This is a genomic window from Azospirillum sp. TSH100 (genome assembly GCF_004923295.1).
In the GTDB taxonomy this organism is placed as follows: Bacteria; Pseudomonadota; Alphaproteobacteria; order Azospirillales; family Azospirillaceae; genus Azospirillum.
In genome coordinates this window covers 928,120-951,873 of record NZ_CP039634.1, presented here as the reverse complement: position 1 = coordinate 951,873, position 23,754 = coordinate 928,120, and the positions used below count along the sequence as shown (strand labels likewise).

General features: G+C 67.3%; 23 protein-coding genes. 8 read left to right on the top strand and 15 right to left on the bottom strand.

Annotated features, from left to right (window positions below; translation table 11 throughout):
- The first annotated feature begins 79 nt into the window (after positions 1-79).
- Entirely contained in the window at positions 80-805 is a 726-nt protein-coding gene (locus E6C72_RS04590) for a Bax inhibitor-1/YccA family protein (RefSeq protein WP_109084873.1), read from the top strand.
- Positions 806-909: 104 nt separating this feature from the next.
- Here E6C72_RS04590 and E6C72_RS04585 read toward each other — a convergent pair whose 3' ends face one another.
- From E6C72_RS04585 to E6C72_RS04555, 7 genes are all read right to left on the bottom strand, one after another.
- Positions 910-1,638 (bottom strand): S-adenosyl-l-methionine hydroxide adenosyltransferase family protein, encoded by a 729-nt coding sequence (locus E6C72_RS04585; RefSeq protein ID WP_109084940.1) that lies wholly within the window; start codon positions 1,636-1,638, stop codon positions 910-912.
- A gap of 61 nt (positions 1,639-1,699) precedes the next feature.
- Positions 1,700-2,404 carry a phosphate regulon transcriptional regulator PhoB gene (phoB, locus tag E6C72_RS04580; RefSeq protein WP_083896944.1) on the bottom strand — a complete coding sequence of 235 codons (705 nt, stop codon included), beginning with the start codon at positions 2,402-2,404 and terminating at the stop codon, positions 1,700-1,702.
- A gap of 95 nt (positions 2,405-2,499) precedes the next feature.
- Positions 2,500-3,330: a phosphate ABC transporter ATP-binding protein PstB gene (gene pstB, locus E6C72_RS04575; protein ID WP_109084874.1), complete on the bottom strand. Its 831-nt coding sequence runs from the start codon at positions 3,328-3,330 to the stop codon at positions 2,500-2,502.
- Between the two features lie 5 nt (positions 3,331-3,335).
- A complete protein-coding gene (pstA, locus tag E6C72_RS04570; protein ID WP_109084875.1) occupies positions 3,336-4,649 on the bottom strand; it encodes a phosphate ABC transporter permease PstA in 1,314 nt (437 codons plus the stop codon).
- Complete coding sequence (pstC, locus tag E6C72_RS04565; protein WP_109084876.1) at positions 4,642-6,024, bottom strand: phosphate ABC transporter permease subunit PstC; 1,383 nt, start codon at positions 6,022-6,024, stop codon at positions 4,642-4,644. Before pstC ends, pstA begins: the two co-directional genes overlap by 8 nt.
- A 26-nt stretch (positions 6,025-6,050) precedes the next feature.
- Entirely contained in the window at positions 6,051-7,088 is a 1,038-nt protein-coding gene (locus E6C72_RS04560) for a PstS family phosphate ABC transporter substrate-binding protein (RefSeq protein WP_109084877.1), read from the bottom strand.
- A 124-nt stretch (positions 7,089-7,212) separates the two neighbouring features.
- Entirely contained in the window at positions 7,213-8,847 is a 1,635-nt protein-coding gene (locus tag E6C72_RS04555) for an ATP-binding protein (protein ID WP_109084878.1), read from the bottom strand.
- A 159-nt stretch (positions 8,848-9,006) separates the two neighbouring features.
- Between E6C72_RS04555 and E6C72_RS04550 the strand changes: the two genes are divergently transcribed.
- Complete coding sequence (locus tag E6C72_RS04550) at positions 9,007-9,612, top strand: helix-turn-helix domain-containing protein (protein WP_109084879.1); 606 nt, start codon at positions 9,007-9,009, stop codon at positions 9,610-9,612.
- A gap of 12 nt (positions 9,613-9,624) precedes the next feature.
- Positions 9,625-10,185, top strand: coding sequence for a GNAT family N-acetyltransferase (locus E6C72_RS04545; RefSeq protein WP_109084880.1), 561 nt, complete (start codon positions 9,625-9,627; stop codon positions 10,183-10,185).
- Between the two features lie 24 nt (positions 10,186-10,209).
- Here the strand turns inward: E6C72_RS04545 and E6C72_RS04540 are convergent, their stop codons facing one another.
- The 3 genes from E6C72_RS04540 to E6C72_RS04530 all read right to left on the bottom strand — a co-directional run bounded on the left by E6C72_RS04540 (position 10,210) and on the right by E6C72_RS04530 (position 13,286).
- Positions 10,210-10,692 (bottom strand): PIN domain-containing protein, encoded by a 483-nt coding sequence (locus E6C72_RS04540; protein WP_136700652.1) that lies wholly within the window; start codon positions 10,690-10,692, stop codon positions 10,210-10,212.
- Positions 10,670-10,918: a type II toxin-antitoxin system Phd/YefM family antitoxin gene (locus E6C72_RS04535; RefSeq protein ID WP_109084882.1), complete on the bottom strand. Its 249-nt coding sequence runs from the start codon at positions 10,916-10,918 to the stop codon at positions 10,670-10,672. The genes E6C72_RS04540 and E6C72_RS04535 overlap by 23 nt, the downstream gene beginning before the upstream one ends.
- A gap of 103 nt (positions 10,919-11,021) precedes the next feature.
- Positions 11,022-13,286 carry an NADP-dependent malic enzyme gene (locus E6C72_RS04530; RefSeq protein WP_109084883.1) on the bottom strand — a complete coding sequence of 755 codons (2,265 nt, stop codon included), beginning with the start codon at positions 13,284-13,286 and terminating at the stop codon, positions 11,022-11,024.
- Positions 13,287-13,593: 307 nt separating this feature from the next.
- Between E6C72_RS04530 and E6C72_RS04525 the strand changes: the two genes are divergently transcribed.
- The 5 genes from E6C72_RS04525 to E6C72_RS04505 are packed head-to-tail and all read left to right on the top strand — an operon-like array spanning position 13,594 to position 17,978.
- The gene (locus E6C72_RS04525; protein WP_199228711.1) at positions 13,594-14,907 is read left to right on the top strand and encodes an MFS transporter; all 1,314 of its coding nucleotides are present in this window, start codon (positions 13,594-13,596) and stop codon (positions 14,905-14,907) included.
- A 39-nt stretch (positions 14,908-14,946) separates the two neighbouring features.
- Positions 14,947-15,666: a ribonuclease PH gene (gene rph, locus E6C72_RS04520; RefSeq protein WP_109084942.1), complete on the top strand. Its 720-nt coding sequence runs from the start codon at positions 14,947-14,949 to the stop codon at positions 15,664-15,666.
- Positions 15,667-15,693: 27 nt separating this feature from the next.
- Positions 15,694-16,293, top strand: a complete 600-nt coding sequence (rdgB, locus tag E6C72_RS04515) for an RdgB/HAM1 family non-canonical purine NTP pyrophosphatase (RefSeq protein ID WP_109084884.1) — start codon at positions 15,694-15,696, stop codon at positions 16,291-16,293.
- Positions 16,281-17,450: a radical SAM family heme chaperone HemW gene (gene hemW, locus E6C72_RS04510; RefSeq protein ID WP_109084885.1), complete on the top strand. Its 1,170-nt coding sequence runs from the start codon at positions 16,281-16,283 to the stop codon at positions 17,448-17,450. Before rdgB ends, hemW begins: the two co-directional genes overlap by 13 nt.
- Positions 17,451-17,483: 33 nt before the next feature.
- Complete coding sequence (locus tag E6C72_RS04505) at positions 17,484-17,978, top strand: dihydrofolate reductase (RefSeq protein ID WP_109084886.1); 495 nt, start codon at positions 17,484-17,486, stop codon at positions 17,976-17,978.
- A gap of 30 nt (positions 17,979-18,008) precedes the next feature.
- Here E6C72_RS04505 and E6C72_RS04500 read toward each other — a convergent pair whose 3' ends face one another.
- The 5 genes from E6C72_RS04500 to mnmE form a co-directional block, all read right to left on the bottom strand.
- Complete coding sequence (locus E6C72_RS04500) at positions 18,009-18,920, bottom strand: ParB/RepB/Spo0J family partition protein (RefSeq protein WP_109084887.1); 912 nt, start codon at positions 18,918-18,920, stop codon at positions 18,009-18,011.
- Positions 18,917-19,714, bottom strand: a complete 798-nt coding sequence (locus tag E6C72_RS04495; protein WP_063635622.1) for a ParA family protein — start codon at positions 19,712-19,714, stop codon at positions 18,917-18,919. The genes E6C72_RS04500 and E6C72_RS04495 overlap by 4 nt, the downstream gene beginning before the upstream one ends.
- Before the next feature lie 62 nt (positions 19,715-19,776).
- A complete protein-coding gene (gene rsmG / locus E6C72_RS04490; RefSeq protein ID WP_109084888.1) occupies positions 19,777-20,391 on the bottom strand; it encodes a 16S rRNA (guanine(527)-N(7))-methyltransferase RsmG in 615 nt (204 codons plus the stop codon).
- Positions 20,388-22,283 carry a tRNA uridine-5-carboxymethylaminomethyl(34) synthesis enzyme MnmG gene (mnmG, locus tag E6C72_RS04485; protein ID WP_169055124.1) on the bottom strand — a complete coding sequence of 632 codons (1,896 nt, stop codon included), beginning with the start codon at positions 22,281-22,283 and terminating at the stop codon, positions 20,388-20,390. The genes rsmG and mnmG overlap by 4 nt, the downstream gene beginning before the upstream one ends.
- Before the next feature lie 134 nt (positions 22,284-22,417).
- Entirely contained in the window at positions 22,418-23,749 is a 1,332-nt protein-coding gene (mnmE, locus tag E6C72_RS04480; RefSeq protein ID WP_109084890.1) for a tRNA uridine-5-carboxymethylaminomethyl(34) synthesis GTPase MnmE, read from the bottom strand.
- Between the last annotated feature and the right edge of the window lie 5 nt (positions 23,750-23,754).

Genomic DNA, 23,754 nt, shown 5'->3' with positions numbered 1-23,754 from the left:
GATTCCTATTGAACCGCCTGACGGACTCGCCAATATGTCCTGGCACGGGATCACCCTATTCCACCGAGGAAACCAAACCATGGCAGACCCGACCTATAACCGCTTCGCGACCGTGGGCCGCGCGACAGATCGGGGATACTTCGACGAAGGCCTGCGGCAGCACATGCTGCGCGTGTACAACTACATGGGCGCCGGCCTGATCCTGACGGGTCTGGTCGCGGCACTCGTGTCGTCCAGCCCGGCCATCATGATGGCGATCTTCGGCTCGCCGCTGAAGTGGGTGGTGATGCTGGCCCCGCTGGCCTTCGTCATGGTGCTGTCCTTCGGCATCCAGCGCCTGTCCTTCGCATCGGCGCAGATGATCTTCTGGGCCTATTGCGGCGCCATGGGCCTGTCGATGTCGGCCATCTTCCTGGTCTTCACCGGGGCGTCGATCGCGCTGACCTTCTTCGTCACCGCCGCGACCTTCCTGGCGATGAGCCTCTACGGCTACACCACGAAGGCCGACCTGTCGAAGATGGGCTCCTTCCTGATGATGGGCGTCATCGGCCTGGTGATCGCCGGCCTGGCGAACATCTTCTTCCAGTCGCCGGCCCTGCACTTCGCGATCTCCGCCATCGGTGTGCTGATCTTCACCGGCCTGACCGCCTACGACACCCAGGCGATCAAGGAAAGCTACGCCGAGGGCTACGATCACGAGAGCACCGGCAAGCTGGCCCTGATGGGCGCCCTGACGCTCTACCTGGACTTCATCAACCTGTTCCAGTTCCTGCTGCAGTTCATGGGCCAACGCAACAACGACTGAACCCCAGACATCTGACAAGAGACGCCTGATCGGACAAGCATCCGATCGAGCAGCAGCCGCCCGGAAGCCCCGCTTCCGGGCGGTTTTCTTTTGTGCGGCTTTTCTCAGGACTCCACGGTCACCGGGTCGCCCACGGCCAGTCCCAGCATCAGGTCGGCACGCCCACGGTTGACGGCGATCTCCGCCAGCCCGTTGGAGTTCTCGTACCACAGCGGCTCTCCCGGCCCGACGGCGCCGAAGGTACGGGCGTGGGTGACACGGGCACCGCCGGCGGTCAGCACCGCATCGGCGGGCAGGGTGGCTGCCCGTATCCCGGTCATGGCGTTGCCGTAAATATCGACATAGACGATGCGTTGCAGCTCGTCCGGCCAGTCCGGTCGGTCGATGGCGGCTGGATCGAGCGGGCTGCGCTCGACCGGGCGGCCGGTGGCGAGGCTGGCGGCGACGGGAGCGAACAGGTCCCGGCCATGGAAGCTGGCGGACAGCCGGTCCGGGATCCAGTCGATCTTCCAGGCGTTTAGCGACGTTGCACGGCGGGCGACCAAAGCGAACAGGCCGTTGTCGGGACCGACGAACCAGCGCCCATCGGCCTCCACCATCACCGGCCGCCGGTCGGTGCCGACACCTGGATCGACGACGCAGAGAAAGACGCTGCCTGCGGGAAAGGCCGGGGCGTAGCCGGCCAGCAGATAGGCCGAAAGCTGCGGGTCGAAGGCGGGAGCGTCGGCGAACAGGTCGATGGCCGGAACGGCGGGTGCCTGTTGCGCCAGCACCGCCTTCATCTGGCCAGTATAGGGGCCGGAAAGCCCGAAATCGGTGAAGACCAGGATCATCGGGGGCATGGGGGCAGTCTCACCAGTGCTGCGGTGGTCCGGCCCCCATCCTACCCCGCACTCACACCGACTTGGTATCCAGCGCATAGCCGGCCGACCGCACGGTGCGGATCAGGTCCAGCTCGTCCTCCTCGTTCATCGCCTTGCGCAGGCGGCGGATGTGGACGTCTACCGTACGCGGCTCGACGTACACGTCGTGACCCCACACCAGATCGAGCAGCTGTTCACGCGAGAACACCCGGCCGGGATGCTGCATGAAATGACGCAGCAGGCGGAATTCCGTCGGACCCAAATGGACGTCGCGGCCGTTGCGGCGGACGCGGTGGGCGGCCAGATCCATGGTCACGTCGGCGAAGGTCAGCACCTCGTCGGTCATGCCGGGCGAGGCGCGGCGCAGCACGGCGCGCATGCGGGCGACCAGCTCGGTCGGGGAGAAGGGCTTGGTGATGTAGTCGTCGGCGCCGGAATTCAGGCCGCGCACCCGGTCGCCTTCCTCGCCGCGGGCGGTCAGCATGATGATCGGGATGTCGCGGGTCTTGGCGTTGCGGCGCAACTGGCGGCAGACCTCCAGCCCACTCATCAGCGGCAGCATCCAGTCGAGCAGCACGATGTGCGGCGTCTGTTCGCCGGCGGCCAGCAGGGCCTCCTCGCCGTCGCTGGCGGTGGCGACGCGGAAGCCTTCCTTTTCCAGGTTGTACTTCAGCAGCGTCAGGATGTCGGCCTCGTCCTCGACGATCAGGACGAGCGGCTTCAGGGCCGCATTCATGGTGGCTCCGTTCACAGCGCGCGTCTCGACGTTAACCGGCATGGGACAGCCTTTTCAACAAAGGAGGAGGGGAGGGCACGGACGTAAGGCAGGGCTCAGCCATAGCGGCCGGTGATGTAGCCCTGGGTGCGCTCGTCGCGCGGGTTGGTGAAGATGTCCTCGGTGTCGTCGCACTCCACCATCTCGCCCAGATGGAAGAAGGCGGTGCGCTGCGACACGCGGGCGGCCTGCTGCATGTTGTGGGTGACGATGACGATGGTGTAGTTGGCCCGCAGCTCGTCGATCAGCTCCTCGATGTGGGCGGTCGCGATGGGGTCGAGCGCCGAGCAGGGCTCGTCCATCAGGATCACCTCGGGGCTGACGGCGATGGCGCGGGCGATGCACAGCCGCTGCTGCTGGCCGCCGGACAGGCTGGTGCCGGGTTCGCGCAGCCGGTCCTTCACCTCGCCCCACAGGCCGGCGCGCTTCAGCGAGGTCTGCACCACCTCGTCCAGCTCGTCGCGACCGGAAGCCAGGCCATGGATGCGCGGGCCGTAGGCGACATTGTCGTAGATCGACTTGGGGAAGGGGTTCGGCTTCTGGAACACCATGCCGACGCGGGCGCGCAGCTGCACCGCATCGACCGCCTTGCCATAGACGTCCTCGCCATCGAGCGCGATCCGCCCTTCGACCCGGCAGCCCTCGATGGTGTCGTTCATCCGGTTCAGGCAGCGCAGGAAGGTCGACTTGCCGCAGCCGGATGGGCCGATCAGCGCCAGCACCCGGTTTTCCTGGATGTCGAGGTTGATGCCCTTCAACGCCTGCTTGGCGCCGTAGAACACCGTCACCCCGCGGGCGGTCATCTTGGCGGGCAGGGCGGCGCCGGAACGCTGGCCGGGACGGTCTTCGGCGCGGGGCCGCAGCTTCAGCGGGTTCTGGATACTCATGGCGCTCACCACCGTCTCTCGAAAATCTTGCGCAGGATCACGGCGGCACCGTTCAGCAGGATCAGGACGCCGAGCAGGATCAGGATCGCCGCCGAGGTGCGTTCGGTGAAGGCGCGCTCCGGGCTGTCGGCCCACATGTAGATCTGCACCGGCAGAACCGTGGCGCTGTCGGTCAGCCCGTGGGGGATGTCGACGATGAAGGCGACCATGCCGATCATCAGCAGCGGCGCCGTCTCGCCCAGCGCGCGGGCCATGCCGATGATGGTGCCGGTCAGGATGCCCGGCATCGCCAGCGGCAGCACATGGTGCAGCACCGTCTGCAGCGGCGAGGCGCCGATGCCCAGCGCCGCCTGGCGGATCGACGGCGGCACCGCCTTCAGCGCGACGCGGGACGCGATGATGATGACCGGCAGCGTCATCAGCGCCATCACCAGCCCGCCGACCAGCGGGGCGGAGCGCGGCATGCCGAAGAATCCCAGGAACACGGCCAAACCGAGCAGACCAAAGATGATCGACGGCACCGCGGCGAGGTTGTTGATGTTCACCTCGATCAGGTCGGTCCAGCGGTTCTTCGGCGCGAACTCCTCCAGATAGACCGCGGCGGCAATGCCGGTCGGCACCGACAGCGCCATGGTCACCAGCAGGGTCAGCAGCGAGCCGGCGATGGCGCCGCCGATGCCGGCCTGTTCCGGTTCGCGGCTGTCGCCGGCGGTGAACAGCGTGGTGTTGAAGCCCTGCGCCAGCGTACCGGAGGCCAGCAACGCGTCGGCGGCGGCGATCTTGGAGTCGCTGAGGCCGCGCTCGCTCTCCGGCAGATCGCGGCGGTAGGCGCCCTTCACCAGCTGGTCGATCTGGTCGTCGGCGCGGACCCAGATGGTCCGCGTCGTCCCGGCCATCGCCGGATCCTTGGCGAGCATCGCTTCCAGCTCGTAGGGTGCGCCCGATGACAGCAGGTCGTTCAGCACGCGCTTGCCGGCGCGGTCGGTGACCTGCGGGAACTGGGCGTAGAGCGCCCGGCGCAGCGGGGCCGCATAGTTGCGGTCGGCGACCTCCGCCGGGTCGAGCGTCACCTCCAGCCGGATGCGGGCCTCCAGGAAGGCACTGGCGCCCTTGGCGACGATGGAGCCCAGCAGCAAAACCAGCATCAGCGCCGCCAGCGCCACCGCGGCGGCGCCGGCCAGCCGGAACCGGCGCTCCGCGGCATGGCGGGCGCGCAGGCGACGGGCGAAGGCCTCGCTGCGCAGGCGCGACTTCGGCGCGGTGGAGGAGGTGGGGGAGGGCGTCACGGCCGCCGCGTCCCGCTCGACGAGGTCAGTCATATTTTTCCCGATAGGTCCGGACCACCCGCAGGGCGACCATGTTGAGGCAGAGCGTGACGAGGAACAGCACGAGGCCGAGGCCGAAGGCCGACAGCGTCTTCGGGCTGTCGAACTCCTGGTCGCCGACCAGCAGCGTGGCAATCTGGGTGGTGACGGTGGTGACCGCCTGCAACGGGTTGGCGGTCAGGTTGGCGGTCAGGCCCGACGCCATGGTGACGATCATCGTCTCGCCGATGGCGCGGCTGACCGCCAGCATAACCGCGGCGACGATGCCGGGCAGCGCCGCCGGCAGCACCACCTGCCTGATCGTCTCCGACTTGGTGGCGCCGAGGCCGTAGGAGCCGTCGCGCAAGCTCTGCGGCACCGCGTTGATGACGTCGTCCGACAGCGAGCTGACGAAGGGAATGATCATCACCCCCATGACGATGCCGGCGGCCAGCGCTGATTCCGAACTGACATCCAGCCCCAGCGCCTCGCCGACCGAACGCACGAAGGGCGCCATCGTCAGCGCGGCGAAGAAGCCGTAGACCACCGTCGGGATGCCGGCCAGGATCTCCAGCGCCGGCTTCAGCCAAGTGCGCACGCCGCGCCCGGCATATTCGGACATGTAGATCGCCGCCATCAGCCCGACCGGCACTGCCACCGCCATGGCGATGACGGTGATGAGAAGCGTGCCGGCGAACAGCGGGATCGCGCCGAAGGAGCCGCTGGACCCAACCTGATCGGCCCGCATCGCCATCTGCGGGCTCCAATGGGTGCCGAACAGGAAGTCGAGCGGCGAGACGACGCTGAAGAAGCGCAGCGCCTCGAACAGCAGAGACAGCACGATGCCGACCGTGGTCAGGATGGCGACCAGCGAGCAGAGGACCAGTGCCACCCGCACCACCCGCTCCACCACCGGGCGGGCGCGCAGGTCCGGGCCGATGCGGTGGCGGCCCCAGGCCAGCCCGGCCACGGCAAGGCTGGCGCCGACGGCCAGCAGGCTCCAGTCGGCGAGATCGCGGAGCGCGGCATAGCGGCGCGCCGCCTCGGCCACCAACGGATCGGGCTCGCGCCCGGTGGCGATGCCGCGGGCGAGGTTGAGGATGTCGGCCTTCAGCAGGGCGACCGACTGGCCGTCGCCCGTGGCCAGCCACTCCGGCAAGGCCGACAGCACCAGCTGCATGGCGAACCAGCCCTCGAACGCCGTCCAGGCGACGAACAGCAGCAGCGCCGGCAGCCCGGCCCACAGCGCGACATAGACGCCGTGGTAGGCGGGAACCGAATGCAGCTCCGCCACCCGCCCGCCGACCGACGACGACGCGCGCGACCGGCCGATCATGAAGCCGATCACGGTGAGCAGGGCCAGGATCAGCGCAAGAAGGGTCAGCTGCATGCAGGTGGCTCAGGCGGGGGAGTTGGTCAGAACTGGAGCGGCGTCAGGTTGACCGCCTCGACACGAGCGGCGTCGCGCAGCGCCTTCGGCTCCGCGATCAGGCCCTTGTCGATCAGATAGCCGTCATCGCCCAGCGCCCGTTCCGAGGTGTATTCGCCGATGAACTCGCGGATGCCCGGAATGACGCCGGCATGGGCGTTCTTGACATAGATGTAGAGCGGACGGGCCAGCTCGTACTTGCCGGCGGCCACCGTCTCCGCCGTCAGCTCCACCCCGTCCATCTTCGCGGATTGCAGGGTGTCGCGGTTCTGGTCGAGGTAGCTGTAACCGAAGATGCCGAAGGCATTGGGGTTGGATGCCAGCTTCTGGACGATCAGGTTGTCGTTCTCGCCGGCCTCGACATAGGCGCCGTCCTCGCGGATGGTCATGCAGGCACGTTCGCGCACCTTCTCGTCGGGAACCGCCTTGGCGACCTCGGAGACTTTCTTGCAGCCTTCCAGCATCGCCAGCTCATTGAAGGTGTCGCGCGTACCGGACGTGGGCGGCGGACCCAGCACCTCGATCACCGTCCTGGGCAGCGATGGGTCGATGTCGGACCACAACTTGTAGGGGTTGGCGACCAGGACGCCGTTCACCGGCACCTCCTTCGCCAGCGCCTTCCATAGGATGACGGTGGACAGCGACACCGGGGCGGCTTTCTTGGAGGAAGCGAGCGCGATGCCGTCATAGCCGATCTTCAGCTCGGTCATCGTGGTGACGCCGTTGGCGGTGCACTGGTCGACTTCCGATTTCTTGATCCTGCGCGAGGCGTTGGCGATGTCGGGATGGGCCGGGCCGACGCCGGCGCAGAACAGCTTCAGGCCACCGCCGGTGCCGGTCGATTCAACCACCGGGGTCTTGAACTTGCCGGTCTTGCCAAAGGCCTCCGCCACCGCGGTGGTGAAGGGGAAAACGGTGGAGGAGCCGACCGCCCGGATCTGGTCGCGTGACTGGGCCAAGGCGGGTGCGGCGGCGAGGCACAGGGTCAGGGCCGTTACGGCGGCGACTTGCGTCCGGGTGCTCATGGGTGCCCCTCCTTCGATCGTACGGAGACCGGTCCATCGGAATGGCGCGGACCATAGACCCGCAGGGCGACCAATTGATTACGTTTTTATGACGCTTTCATGACAGCGTCACAGAGCGCCCCCCTCACACCCCGCCAAATCCCCTCTCCCCCCCGGGGAGAGGGTTAGGGTGAGGGGGAAGCGCGGCGGCCCTTCCGCGAAAATCCAGGAGCGTCTCCCCCTCACCCCGGCCCTCTCCCCGGGGGGGAGAGGGGGAAAGGGCCTCTCCGACCGCAGGCAGATAGGCCGTGAAGGCGCTGCCCACCCCGACCTCGCTTTCGATGGTCAGGCGACCACGGTGACGGTTCAGGATGTGTTTGACGATCGCCAGCCCCAGCCCGGTGCCGCCCATGGCGCGCGACCGCGCGGCATCGACCCGGTAAAAGCGCTCAGTCAGGCGGGGCAGATGGGTACGGGCGATGCCGTCGCCGCGATCGCGCACCGACACCGACACCATCGCGGTGCCGCCACGCCCGGCGCGCTTGTCCTTTGGCGCCCCGCCGGGTGCCGGCAGGCCGGTGAAGCCCACCGCCGCGCCATCGACCAGCGCCACGGTGACGGTCACGTTGGTGTCTTCGCGCGTGTATTTGATCGCGTTGCTGACGAGGTTCTGAAAGACCTGGGTCAACTGGTCCTCGTCGCCGACGACCGGCGGCAAATCCTCCGGCGCCTCCAGGCGCAGGCGGATGCGGCGCTCCGCCGCCTTCAGCTGAAGCGCAGCGATGACGTTCTCCAGTTCCTCAACCACATCGACGCGGCCGTTGGGTGGCATGTGCTCGTCCAGCTCGATGCGGGACAGCGACAGCAGGTCGTTGACCAGACGGGTCATGCGGCTGGCCTGATCGTGCATGATCGCCAGGAAGCGGTCCTGCGCCTCCGTATCGTCGCGGGCAGGTCCGCGCAGCGTCTCGATGAAGCCCAGCAGGGAGGACAGCGGCGTACGCAACTCGTGACTGGCATTGGCGATGAAGTCGGCGCGCATCTGCTCCGACCGGCGGGCGGCGGTGACGTCGTGCAGGGTCAGGATCGCCATGCGAGCGACGGTCGGCGGGCGCGGCGCCGGCTCCTCCTCGATCTCGCCATCCAGCAGCGAGGGATCGGGTTCCGGAACCAAGCGCTGGAACGGCTTCACCTGCGCCTCGAAGCTGCGTTCCACCGGGACCGGGAGCGTGAACTCGATGATGCGGGACGCACCGCCGCGCAGGACCGAATCCACCGCCTCCAGCACCGCAGGCGTGCGCAGGGACGAGGCGAGGTCGCGATCGACGATCTTGTCGCCGAACAGCTCCCGCGCCGTCTGGTTGGCGCGCACCACCTGCCTGTCGGCATCCATCAGCAGCAGCGGCGCAGGCAGGGCGTCGATCACCGCCTCATCGGCATCCAGTTGCATCCGCACGCTTTCCGCCCGGCGCAGCCCGACCCGGTGCAGGCGGCCGATGGTGGCGGCCAGCGCCTTCAGGGCGGGCGGCGTCCCGGCCGGGGCCAGCGGCTCGTCGGCTTCGGCCAACCGGGCGGCATAGTCGGTCACCGCGTCGGCATCGCGGCGGTATGTGCGCACGGTCATGACGGCCCCCGCCAGCGCCGCAACGCCGGCCACCAGCGCCAGCCCGCCATGCAAGGCCCCGGCATAGACCGCCCAAGCCAGGATAATGGCCAAGGGCACCAGCATCAGCAGGATGGCGGTCAGCAGCGAGGAGGGCGGCAACGCCTTCTGGCGCATGGGGTCGGCACCGGACTGGGAGATACGGGGAGGAGCACTGCAATCTCTAGCCCTTCTACACCATCGCAGCACCCCTTGCGCGGCGGTCATAAAAGATTCATCGGCATGACTGTGCGGCAGACCGTTGACTCCAGTATCCTGAACATACATTCTAGTTTCATGGAAAACACTGGAAATGACATCGACAGCCGGCTCGCCACCCGTTTGCGTGCCCTGCGGTCGGATCGTGGCCTGACGATGGACGGGCTTGCCGAACGGTCAGGCGTCAGCCGCTCGATGATCTCGCTGGTGGAGCGGGGGGAGAGCAGTCCGACGGCGTCGGTGCTGGAACGGCTCGCCGCAGGGCTCGGCGTGACGCTGGCGACCCTGTTCGCCGAGGCGGAACGCGAGGACGCCAGCCCGGTGGTTCGCCGCGCCGACCAGATTGCCTGGGCCGATCCGGCCACCGGCTACCGCCGGCGCAACCTGTCGCCTCCCGGATTTCCGTCGCCCATCGAACTGGTGGAGGTGGAGTTGCCGGCGGGCGCCCGTGTCTCCTACGACAGCGGCAACCGCGCGGCCAGTGTGGACCAGCAGGTCTATCTGCTGGACGGCACCATCGAGTTGACGGTGGGGGAAGTGACGCACCGCCTGTCCACCGGCGACTGCCTCGCCATGCGGCTCGACCGGCCGACTGGTTTCCACAACCCGACCGACCGGACCGCCCGCTACATCGTGGCTCTGACCACCGATGGGCGTCCCGCCTTAAACGCCATTAAACGCTGAAAGGAGCTTGCGATGGACGGTGCCGACCTGGACTCCCGCCAGGAGATCGGGGCAGCCCCGGTGACGGTCCGCGTGCTGACGGTCGCCGACGTCCATGCCGCGATTTCCGGGCTGACCGACGTGCTGCTGGATTGCGTGGAGGGCGGTGCGTCGGTCAGCTTCATGGCCCCGCTCGACCGCGCCACTGCCGAAGGCTTCTGGCGGAGCGTGGCGGCCGGGGTGGAGCGGGAAGAGCGCATCCTGCTGGTGGCGGAGGATGGCGACGGCGTGCTCGGCACCGTCCAGCTGGTGGTCGCCCAGCCGCCGAACCAGCCGCACCGTGCCGACCTGTCCAAGATGCTGGTCCACCGCCGCGCCCGCCGCCGGGGCGTCGGCGCCGCCCTGATGCAGGCCGCCGAGGTTGCGGGACGCGCCGCCGGCAAGACCCTGCTGGTGCTGGACACCGGCTCGCCCGAGGCCGAACGGCTCTACACCCGCGCCGGCTGGGTGAAGGTGGGCGTCATCCCCAACTTCGCCCTGTGGCCGCAGGGTGGGTTCTGCGATACGACGTTTTTCTACAAGGCGCTGGAATGAAAGACCGCTTGGACGCTGTTAGGATTAGAGGAATTCATCGAGAGCAGAAGCGTTCGCCGGCGCGAGCGGGTTTATGAAACGGACACCTTCAAGTTCGCGGCCATCCTGCAAATCCTCGCTGAACAAGACACGGCCGCCAGCACGTTTGACCACCGACCAAATCATGCCATCCCAAAACTGGACACCATGGTCACGGTGTACGCGCATGGCATCGACTACATCCGCGAAAACAGCCTCACGCACGGTGAAAACTCCGTTCCACGCATCAACGTAGCGTGAGGCTTGTTCTGGAGGTGCGTGGTACTTCCTGACTGCAACCGAATAGAACTCCGTCAGAGTCTGAAGCGGCAATACCCCATGCCCGCTGGCACCCAGACGGTCCAGAAGGGTGATGGCCAAGCGATGCTTTGCCGGATCACCGGCACTGTCGGCGGCGTAGAGGAGAATGTTGGTGTCGATACCAGCCAACATCATCGGGCCAGCATCATCGAGAATGCACGTCTTCACGGTCGACACCGCCCCGGAAGTCGAGCGGAAGCCCTTGCGCCAGCAAATCCATCATCCGTCGATGCGCATGGTTGCGATCGACGTTCATGGAGGCGTCTGCCGGCGACAGCACAGCGACCGGTTTGCCATCCTTGGTGATGGTGATGCGCGCACCACCTTCGACTTCGCGCAACATTTTCGGAAAGTCGCGGTTCGCTTCAGCCGCACTGACAAGACCGTCCGGCATGGGCAGCCCTCACTCGCAAAAAGTCCTTTATGGACTATAGGTCACCCATGCCGAAAAGGTCACGCCCCTTCCTCCACCGCGGCGGAAGAAGAGACGTCTCACCTCACCACGGCAGCGAGTCGTGCGCCGCCAGGGCGGCGGCGGTGACGATGTCGTTGACCGAGGCGCCCATGGTGACGATCTGCGCCGGCTTGTCCAAGCCGATCAGCAGCGGGCCGATCATCTGGCCACCGGCCATCTTGTTCAGCAGCTTGGCCGAGATGTTGGCCGAATGCAGGCCGGGCATGATCAGCACATTGGCCGGACCGGACAGCCGGCAGAACGGGTAGACCCGCTTCATCAGCTGGTAGTCCAGCGCCACATCAGCCGACATCTCGCCGTCATACTCGAAATCGACCCGGCGGCTGTCGAGGATCGACAGGGCTTCCCGCAGCGGATCGGTGTTCGGGTGCGGCGTCTGGCCGAAATTGGAGAAGGACAGCATCGCGATACGCGGCTCGTGCCCCATCTGCCGGGCCTTGGCCGCCGCGCCGACCGCGATGTCGGCCAGCGTCTTGCCGTCGGGACGGACATGGACGGTGGTATCGGCGATGAAGACGGTGCGGCTGCGGGTGATGGACAGGTGCAGGCCAAACACCGGTTCGCTCGCCTTCGGATCGATGACGCGGCGGATTTCCTCATACGCGACGCCGAAGCTGCGGGTCAGGCCGGTCACCATGGCGTGGGCGTCGCCCTGCGCCACCATGCAGGCAGCGAAAACGTTGCGGTCCTGGTTGACCATCCGCTGGCAGTCGCGCAGCAGGGCGCCCTTGCGCTGCAGACGGCGATAGAGGTGATCGGCGTAACGGCGGTTGGCGTCCGACAGGCGGGCGTTGTGGATCTCGAACTGGACATGGCCCTGGCCCATCGCCGCCAGCTGTTCCTTGATGACCTCCTCGCGGCCGATCAGCACCGGCGTGCCATAGCCGTGAGCGCGGAAGGCCATCGCGGCGCGGATCGTCCGCTCCTCCTCGCCTTCGGCGAAGACGACGCGGCGCGGGTTGGTCCGCACCTTCTCCAGGATCAGTTCCAGGCTGTCGGCGGTCGGGTCAAGGCGGGTGCGCAGGGCATGCTTGTAGCTGGTCAGGTCGAGGATCGGCTTGCGCGCCACCCCGCTTTCCATGGCGGCCTGGGCGACAGCGGCCGGGACGGTGACGATCAGGCGCGGATCGAAGGGCACCGGGATGATGTAATCCGGGCCATAGCGCAGTCGACGTCCGGAATAGGCGGCGTCGACCTCGTCCGGCACATCCTCGCGCGCCAGCGCCGCCAGCGCCTTGGCGGCAGCGACCTTCATCGCCTCGTTGATGGTGGTGGCGCGGACGTCCAGCGCGCCGCGGAACAGGTAGGGGAAACCCAGGACGTTGTTGACCTGGTTCGGATAGTCCGACCGCCCGGTCGCCACGATGGCGTCGCCGCGCACCGCCTTGACCTCTTCCGGGGTGATCTCCGGATCGGGGTTGGCGAGCGCGAAGATGATCGGCTTGGCCGCCATCGACTTCACCATCTCCGGGGTCATGGCGCCCTTGGCCGACAGGCCGACGAACACGTCGGAACCGGCCACCGCCTCTTCCAGCGTCCTCTTGTCGGTGTCGACGGCGAAGGACGACTTCCACTGGTTCATTCCGTTGGTACGGCCGCGATAGACCACGCCCTTGGTGTCGCACAGGATGATGTTTTCACGTGAAACACCCATCGTGCAGAACAGCTCGGCGCAGGCGATGCCCGCGGCACCGGCGCCGTTCACCACCATCTTGACGTCTTCGATCTTCCGGCCGGTGATGTCGCAGGCATTGATCAGGCCGGCGGCGGCGATGATCGCGGTGCCATGCTGGTCGTCATGGAAGACCGGGATGTCCAGCAATTCGCGCAGCCGCTCCTCGATGATGAAGCAGTCGGGCGCCTTGATGTCTTCCAGATTGATGCCGCCGAAGCTGGGGCCGAGGAAGCGGACGCAGTTGACGAATTCGTCCACGTCGCGGGTGTCGACCTCCAGGTCGATGCCGTCGACGTCGGCAAAGCGCTTGAACAGCACCGCCTTGCCTTCCATCACAGGCTTGCCGGCGAGGGCACCAAGGTCGCCCAGCCCCAGCACCGCGGTGCCGTTGGAGATGATGGCGACGACGTTGCCCTTGGCCGTGTATTCATAGGCGAGCGAAGGATCCTCGGCGATGCGCAGACAGGGCGCGGCGACGCCGGGCGAATAGGCCAGCGCCAGATCGCGCTGGGTGGTCAGTGGCTTGGTCGGAGTGATTTCCAGCTTGCCGGGCCGGCCGCTGGAATGCAGCAGCAGGGCCTCTTCGTCGGTGACGCGCTTGGTGTCGGACATGGATGTCGTGTTCCTCAACGGAGTGTACAGCCCGTCGGTCGTCGTTGATGCTTTTTGTGCGGTGCGGTGCCGACGGTGGGGTTGCGATGGTACACGCCGCACACGCAACTCGCCAAGCCTCCATCACCCGCTTTTTGTACGAATCATGCACTTTTTTGACGATTGGAGACACATTCAGTTGGGATTGCGTCCTATCTGCTGCGCTCGCCTTGCATGACCATGGCGTTTGGGAAGGCCGGGCGGAGGCTGTTACCATGCAGTGCAACCCCGAAATCATGCGATTTCCGCCTCCGCCGGAGCCCCCGCCTTGTCCCTGGCCACACGCCCTTCGGCCCCCACCGCGCTGACGCCCGACGAACGCCGCATCACGCTGGTCATCGCGGCGGTGCAGTTCATCAACATCCTGGATTTCATGATGGTGATGCCGCTCGGCCCCGACTTCGCGCGGGCGCTTGGCATCCCGGCGGCACACATCGGCTATATCGGCGGCAGCTACACCGCCGCCGCCGCGGTGGCGGGGCTGATCGGGTCGATGCTGCTCGACCGCTTCGACCGGCGCCGGGCGCTTGCCGTCGCGATGGCCGGGCTGATCGTCTCCACGGCGCTCGGCGGTCTGGCCTGGGACTTCCCGTCACTGCTGGCGGCGCGCGTGCTGGCCGGGCTGTTCGGCGGTCCCGCCGTCGCGGTCGCCATCGCGACGCTGACCGACCGGGTGGCGCCGCAGCGGCGCGGGCAGGCGATGGGAGCCGTCATGTCGGCCTTTTCGCTGTCGGCCATCGCCGGGGTGCCGGTGGGGCTGGAACTGGCGCTCTATGGCGGCTGGCGTCTGCCTTTCTTCGCGGTGGCCTTTGCCGGGCTGGTCGTCGCCATCGCCGCCATCGCAATCCTTCCGCCGCAGCGCGGCCATCTGACCGCCGCAGCGGGGGTGGAGACCGGCGCGTGGGTGCGGATGACGGCGCTGCTGTCGCGCCGCAAGGTCTGGCTGGCCTACGCCACCGTGGCGCTGGTGCAGGTCCAGCAATTCATGATCGTCCCCAACATCGCCGCCTATGTGCAGGGCAATCTGGGCTTCCCGCGCGACCATCTCAGCCTGGTGTACATGACCGGCGGCACGCTGAGTTTCTTCGCCTCGCGCTGGGCCGGCCGGCTGGTCGACCGCCATGGGTCCAGCGCCATCACCTTCGCGGCGACCGTGGGGTTGAGCGTCGTGATCTTCACCGCCTTCATCGGCTACCGTCCCTGGATGCCGGTGCTGGGGCTGTTCCCGTTCTTCATGACCTTCGTCGGCGTCCGCATGGTCGCCAACGGCGCCGCCTTCTCCCGCGTGCCGGACCCGCAGGAGCGGGCCGGCTTCATGGCCCTGGTGTCGGCGGTCCAGCATCTCAGCTCCGCCTTCGGCGCCTTCCTGTCGGCGGAGATCCTGACCAACGCGCCTGACGGCCGGCTGGAGCATGTCTCGACCATGGCCACCGTCTCCATCGCCATCGGGCTTGCCATTCCCGTGCTGACGCTGTGGCTGGAGCGGGCGACGCGCCCGGCAGTGCCGCCTTCGCCTGCCCCGATGGTCACGGACACCGTACTGGAGGACACCGCGCTGGACGGGGCGGGGCAGAGCCGTTAGCTTGCCGCCGATCTGCAAACGACCTTCGGAATGATGCCCATGCGCCCCTCCGGCCGCGCCTTCGACCAACTGCGCACCGTCTCCCTCGAACCCGGCTTCAGCCGTTATGCCGAGGGGTCCTGCATGGTGCGTTTCGGCAACACGCATGTGCTGTGCACCGCCAGCGTCGACGAAACGGTGCCGCGCTTCCTGAAGAACACCGGGCTGGGCTGGGTCACCGCCGAATACGGCATGCTGCCGCGCTCCACCCACAGCCGCAGCGACCGCGAGGCGGCCAAGGGCAAGCAGTCCGGCCGCACCCAGGAAATCCAGCGCCTGATCGGCCGCGCCCTGCGTGCCGTCACCGACCGCTCGGCGATGGGCGAGAAGCAGATCAAGATCGACTGCGACGTGATCCAGGCCGACGGCGGCACCCGCACCGCCGCCATCACCGGCAGCTATGTCGCCCTGCATCTGGCCTTCCAGCATCTGATGCAGATCGGCGCGCTCAAGACCATGCCGCTGACCGATCAGGTCGCCGCCGTCTCCTGCGGCCTCTATCAGGGCAACGCCGTGCTCGACCTCGATTACGACGAGGATTCCAAGGCGCAGGCCGATGCCAACTTCGTCCTGACCGGCAAGGCCGGCATCGTCGAAATCCAGGGCACCGCCGAGGAAACCCCCTTCTCCGAGCCGCAGTTCATGGAGCTGCTGGCGCTCGCCCGCAAGGGCGTGACCGAGCTGGTGGCGTTGCAGAAGCAGGTTCTCGGCATCAAGTAAGACCGTTTCAGCCAGAGGGTCATAACCATGTCCGCTCCCCGCCGCTTCACCGGTGACACGCTCGTCATCGCCAGCCACAACAAGGGCAAGGTGCGCGAGATCGCCGATCTGCTCGGCCCCTATGTCGCCACCTTCACCGCGGCCGGGGAGCTGGGCCTGCCCGAACCTGAGGAAACCGGCACCAGCTTCATTGCCAACGCCGAACTCAAGGCCAAGGCCGCGGCCGCCGCCGGCCATGTGGCGCTCGCCGACGACAGCGGGCTGGTGGTGCCGGCGCTGAACGGCGATCCCGGCATCTACTCCGCCCGCTGGGCCGGCCCGACCAAGGACTTCGCCATGGCGATGCGGAAGGTCGAGGACGGTCTTGCCGGCAAGACCGACCGCAGCGCCTATTTCGTCTGTGCCCTGTCGCTCGCTTGGCCGGACGGCTATGTCGAGAGTGTGGAGGGCCGCTGCACCGGCACACTGGTGTGGCCGCCGCGGGGACCGCATGGCTTCGGCTACGACCCGATGTTCCTGCCCGACGGCCATGGGCTGACCTTCGGCGAGATGGATCCGGCCAGGAAGCACGAGATGAGCCACCGCGCCGACGCCTTCCGCCAGCTGGTGGAGCGGTGCTTCCGGTGAGTGGTTCAGATCCTGGTTTTGCCATCTACGTCCATTGGCCCTTCTGCAAGTCGAAGTGCCCCTACTGCGATTTCAACAGCCATGTCCGCGAGCGGGTCGATCACGACCGCTGGCGGGCCGGGCTGCTGCGCGAGCTGGACCATTACGCCGACCTGACCGCCGGCCGCACCGTCACCTCGATCTTCTTCGGCGGTGGCACCCCGTCGCTGATGGAGCCTTCCACCGTCGGCGCCATCGTCGACCGCATCGCCCGGCGCTGGACGGTCGCCGATGGGCTGGAGGTGACGCTGGAGGCCAACCCGACCTCCGTCGAAGCCGACAAGTTCCGCGCCTTCCGCAGCGCCGGGATCAACCGCGTTTCGCTGGGCATCCAGGCGCTGGACGATACCAGCCTGAAGTTCCTCGGCCGTGAGCACAACGCGGCGGAGGCGACCGGCGCCATCGAGCTGGCGGCACGGACTTTCGGCCGCTTCTCCTTCGACCTGATCTATGCCCGTCCCGGCCAGACGGTGGCGGCCTGGCAGGCGGAGCTGGCGCAAGCGCTGGAGTATGCGGTCGGCCACCTCTCGGTCTATCAGTTGACCATCGAGCAGGGCACGGCCTTCTATCCGCTCCATGCCCGCGGCGATCTGGTGCTGCCCGACGATGATCTGGCCGGCGATCTCTATGAGGCGACGCAGAGCCAGCTGACGGCGGCCGGGCTGCCGGCCTACGAGATCTCCAACCATGCCCGTCCGGGCGAGGAAAGCCGCCACAACCTGACCTACTGGCGCTATGGCGACTATGTCGGCATCGGTCCCGGTGCCCATGGCCGGCTGACGCTGGACGGCGAGAAGTTCGCCACCCGTGCCCACCGTGCCCCGGAAATCTGGCTGGAGCGGGTGGAGCGCGACGGCCATGGCGCCGCCGCTCCCGATCCCATCGACCGGGACGCCCGCGGGACCGAGCTGCTGATGATGGGGCTGCGCCTGACCGAAGGCGTGCGGCTTGCCCGCCTGACGGAGGAAACCGGCCGGACACTGGACGATGTCGTCGATCCGGCGGCCCTGTCCCGCCTGATCGACGGCGGTTTCCTGGCCCGCGATGCCGACCGTCTGGTTGCCACACCGGAGGGGCTACAGCGTCTGAATGCGGTGCTCGGCGCAATTCTGACGTAAAATCGGTCAGCTCCAGCAGGGAAAGGGCATGGGATGCTCATCACTCTGATCGTCGCCGCCGCAACGAACGACGTGATCGGCCACGATGGCCGGCTTCCGTGGACCCTTCCCAGCGACCTGCGCCGGTTCAGGGAACTGACGATGGGCAAACCGATCCTGATGGGTCGGAAGACCTGGGAGTCCCTGCCGCGCCGTCCGCTTCCCGGCCGGGACAATCTGGTGATCAGCCGTCAGGCCGAAGTCGGCGAAAAGGACGGCGCCCGCTGGTTCAACGGGCTGGGTGCGGCGGTGTCGTGGGCGCAGGAGTCCGGCGCTGCCGAACTCTGCGTCATTGGCGGCGCCGCCCTGTTCCGCGAGACGATGCCGATTGCCGACAGCCTGCACCTGACCCGCATCGAAAGCGCGGTCGACGGCGACACGCTGATGCCGCCGATCGGAGCGGACTGGGCGGAAGTGTGGTCGAGCGCGCCCATGGAAGAAAATGGGCTGATCTATCGCTATATCGACTTCGGGAAGGTGAGGGGGTAGGGGGCAAACGGCCCGCCCCCATCGGGCCTGTTACTCTTCCCCGCCCAGCCGGTGCAGCACGTCGTCCAGCTGGTCGAGCGTCTGGTAGTGGATGGTGATCGTCCCGCGCTGACCCTGCGGATTGATGGCGACCTTCAACCCGATGCGGGCGGAGATTTCCTCCTCCAGATTGATCAGGTCGACGTCCTTCATCGCAGGCGCGGATCCGGAACCGCCAATCGCGGCCTTGCCCTTCTTCGCCTTGGGCTGGTCGCCGCGCATCAGGTCTTCGGTCTGGCGCACGTTCAGGCCGCGGGTGACCACCTCGCGGGCGACGGCGGCCGGATCCGGGGCGGTCAGCAGGGCGCGGGCATGGCCGGCGGTCAATGCGCCGTCCTGCACCATCGACTTGACCGGCTCCGGCAGGGCCAGCAGGCGCATCATGTTGGCGACATGGCTGCGGCTCTTGCCGACGGCGCGGGCCAGATCCTCCTGCGTGTGTTCGAACTCCTCCATCAGGCGCCGATAGCCCTCAGCCTCTTCCAGAGGGGTCAGATCCTGGCGCTGGATGTTCTCGATCAGCGCGATTTCCAGCGCCTCGCGGTCGCTGAGATCGCGGATGATGACCGGCACTTCATGCAGGCCGGCGATCTGCGCCGCGCGCCAGCGGCGTTCGCCGGCGATCAGCTCATAGGAATTGGCATCCTCGCCGTCGCGGCGGACCAGCAGCGGCTGGAGAATGCCTTTGTCGCGAATGGACTCGACGAGGCCCTGGATCGCCTCGTCGTCGAACTTCCGCCGCGGCTGGTACTTGCCGGGGTGGACGAACTCGATCGGCACCTGCTTGGACTGCCGCACCTTGTCGAGCGCCGAGTAATCCTCGGTCGCTTCGCCGAACAGAGCGGACAGGCCGCGGCCCAGGCTGGCGCGGCGGGCGCCGCCTTGTTTGGTGTCGTCGATCATGCGGTCAGTCTCTTCTCACGGCGAAGCACCTCGCCCGCCAGATGGATGTAGGCCTGGGAACCGGGGCAGCGCATGTCGTAGATCAGCACCGGCTTGCCGTGGGACGGCGCCTCCGACACCTTGACGTTGCGCGGGATCACGGTGTCGTACACCTTCTCCCCGAAGAAGCCGCGGACGTCCGCCGCCACCATGTCCGACAGGTTGTTGCGCTTGTCGAACATGGTCAGCACGACGCCGTGAATGTCGAGGTTCGGGTTGAAGGCGCGCTTCACCCGCTCGATGGTGCGGACCAGATGGCTGAGACCTTCCAGCGCGTAGAACTCGCACTGCAGAGGGACCATCACCGCATGCGACGCGACCAGCGCGTTCAGCGTCAGCAGGCCCAACGCCGGCGGACAGTCGATCAGGACGTAATCGTATTCAAGCGCGCTGTTGGCGACCGCCTCGCGTAGACGGAATTCGCGGCGTTCGGCACCGACCAGTTCGATCTCCGCACCCGACAGGTCGACCGACGAGGTGATGATCGACAGGTTCGGCACGGAGGAGGGGGTAGCGGCTTCCTCAAGCGAGACATCGTCGAACAAAACATCATAGATGCCGACACGGCGGTCGGACCGCGGGATGCCGAGACCGGTCGACGCATTGCCCTGCGGATCGAGGTCGATGACCAGCACCCGCTTGCCGATGACGGCGAGCGCGGTGGCAAGGTTGATCGTCGTCGTGGTCTTGCCCACGCCGCCCTTCTGGTTGGCAATTGCAACCACACGGGCAAGGGGACGGGTGACGGCAGACATGGCAGCCTCTCGGGAGTCCGGTTGGCGGGAGAAGGGCGGAGAGAGTGTGTCAGGCACGGTTTTCACGCACGCTCAAGGTCACTCACACGCAGGATGGTTCCACTCGGATCGGTGCGGCTGTCAAATCGCTCGGCCCCCAGTGTCCAATATTGCAGTGCGGCGGTCAATTCATCGTCCAGCGCCGCACCCTTCAGGAACAGGCACTTGCCACGCGAGCCGATGAAGGGATGGGCCCAACCGAACAGGTCGGTCAGCGGTGCAAGTGCACGGGCGGTGACGATATCGGCGTCGATACCGGTGACGGTCTCGATCCGCTTGGTATGGACGGTGACCGACGCTTCGCAGACCCGGGCGACCTCGCGCAGGAAGGCGCATTTGCGCACGTCGCTCTCGATCAGATGGACCTGCGGCACACCGAGAATGGCGAGCACCAGACCGGGGAAGCCGGCACCGCTACCGAGATCGACCAGCACACACGTGCCTTCCGGCAGCAGCGGATAGAGCTGCGCGGAGTCGAGGAAGTGACGCTTCCAGGCATCCGGCAGGGTGGAGGGACCGACCAGATTGATCTTCGGTTGCCACTTGCGGAGCAGACCCTCATACGCGATCAGGCGATCGAGCGTTTCACGTGAAACACCCGTGGCTTCCTGAAAGGCAACCGCATCGAACCCGCTCATTCCGCAGCCACCCCGGAGGACGCGACATTGCGACGCTTCACGTGGCGGAGCAGGGCGACCAAGGCCGCCGGAGTCATGCCGGGGATGCGCGCCGCCGCCCCCAGCGTCGCTGGCCGCGACTGGCGCAGCTTCTGCCGGATTTCGGCGGACAGGCTGCCGATGCCGTCGACATCGAGATCGTCGGGAAGGGCGAGGGACTCGTCCTTGCGGAAGGCGCGGATGTCGGCCTCCTGCCGACCAAGATAGCCGGCATATTTGCCGTCGATCTCCAGCTGCTCGGCAATCTCCGGCGCGATCTCACCCAGTTCCGGCCACAGGCGGGCGAGGGCGGCGAGGTCGATGTCGGGATAGCGCAGCAGGTCGGCAGCACTGCGGCGCACGCCATCCTGGTTCACCGCGACACCCTGGCGGGACAGTTCGACCGGCGTCGCCTGCAGCGAGGCGACCAGAGCACGCCCGGCGGAAAGCGCAGCACTCTTGGCGGCAAAGACATCGCGCCGTTCAGACCCGACACAGCCGATGGCGACGCCCTTTGCGGTCAGCCGCTGGTCGGCATTGTCGGCGCGCAGCAGCAGCCGGTATTCGGCGCGCGAGGTGAACATCCGGTAAGGCTCGTTGGTGCCGCGGCCGATCAGATCGTCGATCAGCACGCCGATATAGGCATCGGCACGGTCGAGCACGAAACCGTCGCGGCTGCCGCCCGCCGCCAGCGCGGCGTTGATGCCGGCCATCAGCCCTTGGGCCGCCGCTTCCTCATAGCCGGTGGTGCCGTTGATCTGGCCCGCGAGGAACAGGCGCGGCGCCCGCCGGGTCTCCAGCGTCGGCTTCAACTCGCGCGGATCGACATAGTCGTATTCGATGGCGTAGCCGGGGCGGATCATCGTCACCCTCTCCAGCCCCGGCATGCTGGCGAGAATGCCGAGCTGCACGTCGCGGGGCAGGGAGGTCGAGATGCCGTTCGGGTAGACGGTGGGATCGTCCAGCCCCTCCGGTTCGAGGAAGATCTGGTGCTTCTCCTTCTCGGCGAAGCGGACGACCTTGTCCTCGATCGACGGGCAATAGCGCGGACCGGTGCCGGTGATCTGGCCGGAATACATCGGCGCACGATGCAGGTTGGCACGGATCAGCGCGTGGGCTTCCGGCGTCGTCCAGGTGATCGCGCAGTCGATCTGCGGCGTGTCGATCCGCTCGGTCATATAGGAGAAGGGCGGCGGCGGCATATCGCCGGGCTGCTTCTCCAGCGCATCCCAATCGATGGTACGGCCATCGAGGCGCGGCGGCGTGCCGGTCTTCAGACGGCCGAGCGGGAAGCCAAGACGGGCCAGCGTGTCGGACAAGCCGATAGATGGCGACTCGCCAACTCGGCCGGCGGGGGTGCGCTCCTCGCCGATGTGGATCAGGCCGCGCAGAAAAGTGCCGGTGGTCAGCACCACGGCGCCGGCGCGGATGGACTCGCCGCCCCCGGTGACGACGCCGGAGATGCGCCCTCCGGAAGAACTGCCATCGGGTTCGACGATCAGGTCCTCGGCACCGCCGGCTTCGATGAACAGGTTCTCCTGCTCGGCCAGCAGAGCCTGCATCGCCTGACGATAGAGCTTACGGTCGGCCTGGGCGCGCGGTCCGCGGACGGCGGGTCCCTTGCTGCGGTTCAGGATACGGAACTGGATGCCGCCGCGGTCGATGGCCTTTGCCATCACCCCGTCCAGCGCATCGATCTCCCGCACCAGATGGCCCTTGGCCAAGCCGCCGATGGCGGGGTTGCAGGACATCTCGCCGATGGTTTCAACCTTATGGGTCAGCAGGAGCGTGCGCGCACCCATGCGCGCTGCCGCCGCAGCCGCCTCACAGCCGGCGTGACCGCCGCCGACAACGATGACATCAAAATTCCGCATGCGCGGGACCATAGCCGAATGGCGGCAGGGATCCAAGGGGAAGGCGAGAAGGGAGGCGGGGAGAAGTGCCGCAAGTCGGTGCTGTTTCACGTGAAACACGCCCCCGCTTGCAGCCCCACCACTTGCCACCTGCCTCACTTCCCAATGCAAAAGTCCCGGAAGATCACATCCAGCAAATCTTCCACATCCACCCGCCCAGTGATACGCCCGAGCGCCCGGCTGGCGAGGCGAACATCCTCCGCCGCCAATTCGGGCAATGGTGCCTCCAACGCCCGCATCAGCGACTCCCGACACTCGGTCAACGCCGCCCGGTGACGGGCACGGGTCAGTGACGGCGCGCTACCGATTGCAAGGCGGTCGGCACTGAACTCCGTCAGCTTTTCCTCCAACATCTTCAGTCCGTCACCGGTCTGCGCGGAGACCAGGATGGCAGACAGATCCGGGCGCAGATCAGTGGCATTCGCGAGGTCAGTCTTGTTGAACACCACCACTGTGTCACCATCGATCAGCTCCAGCGTCGCCGGGTCGAGATCGGGCAGGGTGGTGGCATCGAACACCGCGACCTTCACGTCGGCACGCGCCGCCCGGTCACGGGCGCGGCGGATGCCTTCCTCCTCCACCTCATCGGCCGCAGCCTCGCGCAGACCGGCGGTGTCGGCCAGCACCACCGGATAACCGCCAAGGTCGAGCTGCACTTCGATGATGTCCCGGGTGGTGCCGGCCCGAGCGGAGACGATGGCGGCGTCGCGACGGGCGAGCGCGTTCAACAGGCTCGACTTGCCGGCGTTCGGCGCACCGATGATCGCGATGTACAGGCCCTCGCGAAGACGCTCGCCGCGCCCGCCGTCATCGAGATGGGCGGCGATCTCGCCGGCCAGCCCCGCGACCACCGGACGGACGGCATCAGCGACACCGCCGGGCAGATCGTCCTCGGCGAAGTCGATGTCGGCCTCGATGTGGGCGAGGGCGCGGGTCAGCCGCTCCCGCCAGCCGTCATAGAGCCGGCCGAGTGCCCCTTCCATCTGCCGCAAGGCCTGCCGCCGCTGAGCGGTGGTCTCGGCATCGATCAGGTCGGCGACCGCCTCGGCCTCGGTCAGGTCGAGCTTGCCATTCTCGAAGGCGCGACGGGTGAACTCGCCGGGCTCGGCCAGCCGCAGGCCGGGCAGGGTGGCGAGCGCCTCGATCACGCCGGTGACGACGGCGCGGCCGCCATGCAGGTGCAGTTCCACCACATCCTCGCCGGTGAAGCTGGCAGGGGCGGTGAAGCGCAGGACCAGCGCGTCGTCAAGCGCATCGCCGGTGCGCGGATCGCGCAGCTTGGTCAGCACGGCACGGCGCGGCGCAGGCAGGGAGCGGCCAGTCAGGGCGGCGAGCGCAGATCCGGCCTCAGCCCCCGAAATGCGAACCACCGCCACACCGGATCGTCCGGGGGCGGTGGCAAGCGCGTAGATGGTGTCGGTGGACATCGGCG

Bases quoted from the DNA above. Each gene is read 5' to 3' on its own strand.
- E6C72_RS04560 (WP_109084877.1), bottom strand. From the start codon at position 7,088: ATGAGCACCCGGACGCAAGTCGCCGCCGTAACGGCCCTGACCCTGTGC.
- E6C72_RS04495 (WP_063635622.1), bottom strand. From the start codon at position 19,714: ATGTCTGCCGTCACCCGTCCCCTTGCCCGTGTGGTTGCAATTGCCAAC.
- rsmG (WP_109084888.1), bottom strand. From the start codon at position 20,391: ATGAGCGGGTTCGATGCGGTTGCCTTTCAGGAAGCCACGGGTGTTTCA.
- E6C72_RS04505 (WP_109084886.1), top strand. From the start codon at position 17,484: ATGCTCATCACTCTGATCGTCGCCGCCGCAACGAACGACGTGATCGGC.
- E6C72_RS04585 (WP_109084940.1), bottom strand. From the start codon at position 1,638: ATGATCCTGGTCTTCACCGATTTCGGGCTTTCCGGCCCCTATACTGGC.
- E6C72_RS04590 (WP_109084873.1), top strand. From the start codon at position 80: ATGGCAGACCCGACCTATAACCGCTTCGCGACCGTGGGCCGCGCGACA.
- phoB (WP_083896944.1), bottom strand. From the start codon at position 2,404: ATGAATGCGGCCCTGAAGCCGCTCGTCCTGATCGTCGAGGACGAGGCC.
- rph (WP_109084942.1), top strand. From the start codon at position 14,947: ATGCGCCCCTCCGGCCGCGCCTTCGACCAACTGCGCACCGTCTCCCTC.
- E6C72_RS04550 (WP_109084879.1), top strand. From the start codon at position 9,007: ATGGAAAACACTGGAAATGACATCGACAGCCGGCTCGCCACCCGTTTG.
- pstC (WP_109084876.1), bottom strand. From the start codon at position 6,024: ATGCAGCTGACCCTTCTTGCGCTGATCCTGGCCCTGCTCACCGTGATC.
- E6C72_RS04530 (WP_109084883.1), bottom strand. From the start codon at position 13,286: ATGTCCGACACCAAGCGCGTCACCGACGAAGAGGCCCTGCTGCTGCAT.
- mnmG (WP_169055124.1), bottom strand. From the start codon at position 22,283: ATGCGGAATTTTGATGTCATCGTTGTCGGCGGCGGTCACGCCGGCTGT.
- mnmE (WP_109084890.1), bottom strand. From the start codon at position 23,749: ATGTCCACCGACACCATCTACGCGCTTGCCACCGCCCCCGGACGATCC.
- E6C72_RS04555 (WP_109084878.1), bottom strand. From the start codon at position 8,847: ATGCGCCAGAAGGCGTTGCCGCCCTCCTCGCTGCTGACCGCCATCCTG.
- pstB (WP_109084874.1), bottom strand. From the start codon at position 3,330: ATGAGTATCCAGAACCCGCTGAAGCTGCGGCCCCGCGCCGAAGACCGT.
- pstA (WP_109084875.1), bottom strand. From the start codon at position 4,649: ATGACTGACCTCGTCGAGCGGGACGCGGCGGCCGTGACGCCCTCCCCC.
- E6C72_RS04535 (WP_109084882.1), bottom strand. From the start codon at position 10,918: ATGCCGGACGGTCTTGTCAGTGCGGCTGAAGCGAACCGCGACTTTCCG.
- E6C72_RS04545 (WP_109084880.1), top strand. From the start codon at position 9,625: ATGGACGGTGCCGACCTGGACTCCCGCCAGGAGATCGGGGCAGCCCCG.
- E6C72_RS04500 (WP_109084887.1), bottom strand. From the start codon at position 18,920: ATGATCGACGACACCAAACAAGGCGGCGCCCGCCGCGCCAGCCTGGGC.
- rdgB (WP_109084884.1), top strand. From the start codon at position 15,694: ATGTCCGCTCCCCGCCGCTTCACCGGTGACACGCTCGTCATCGCCAGC.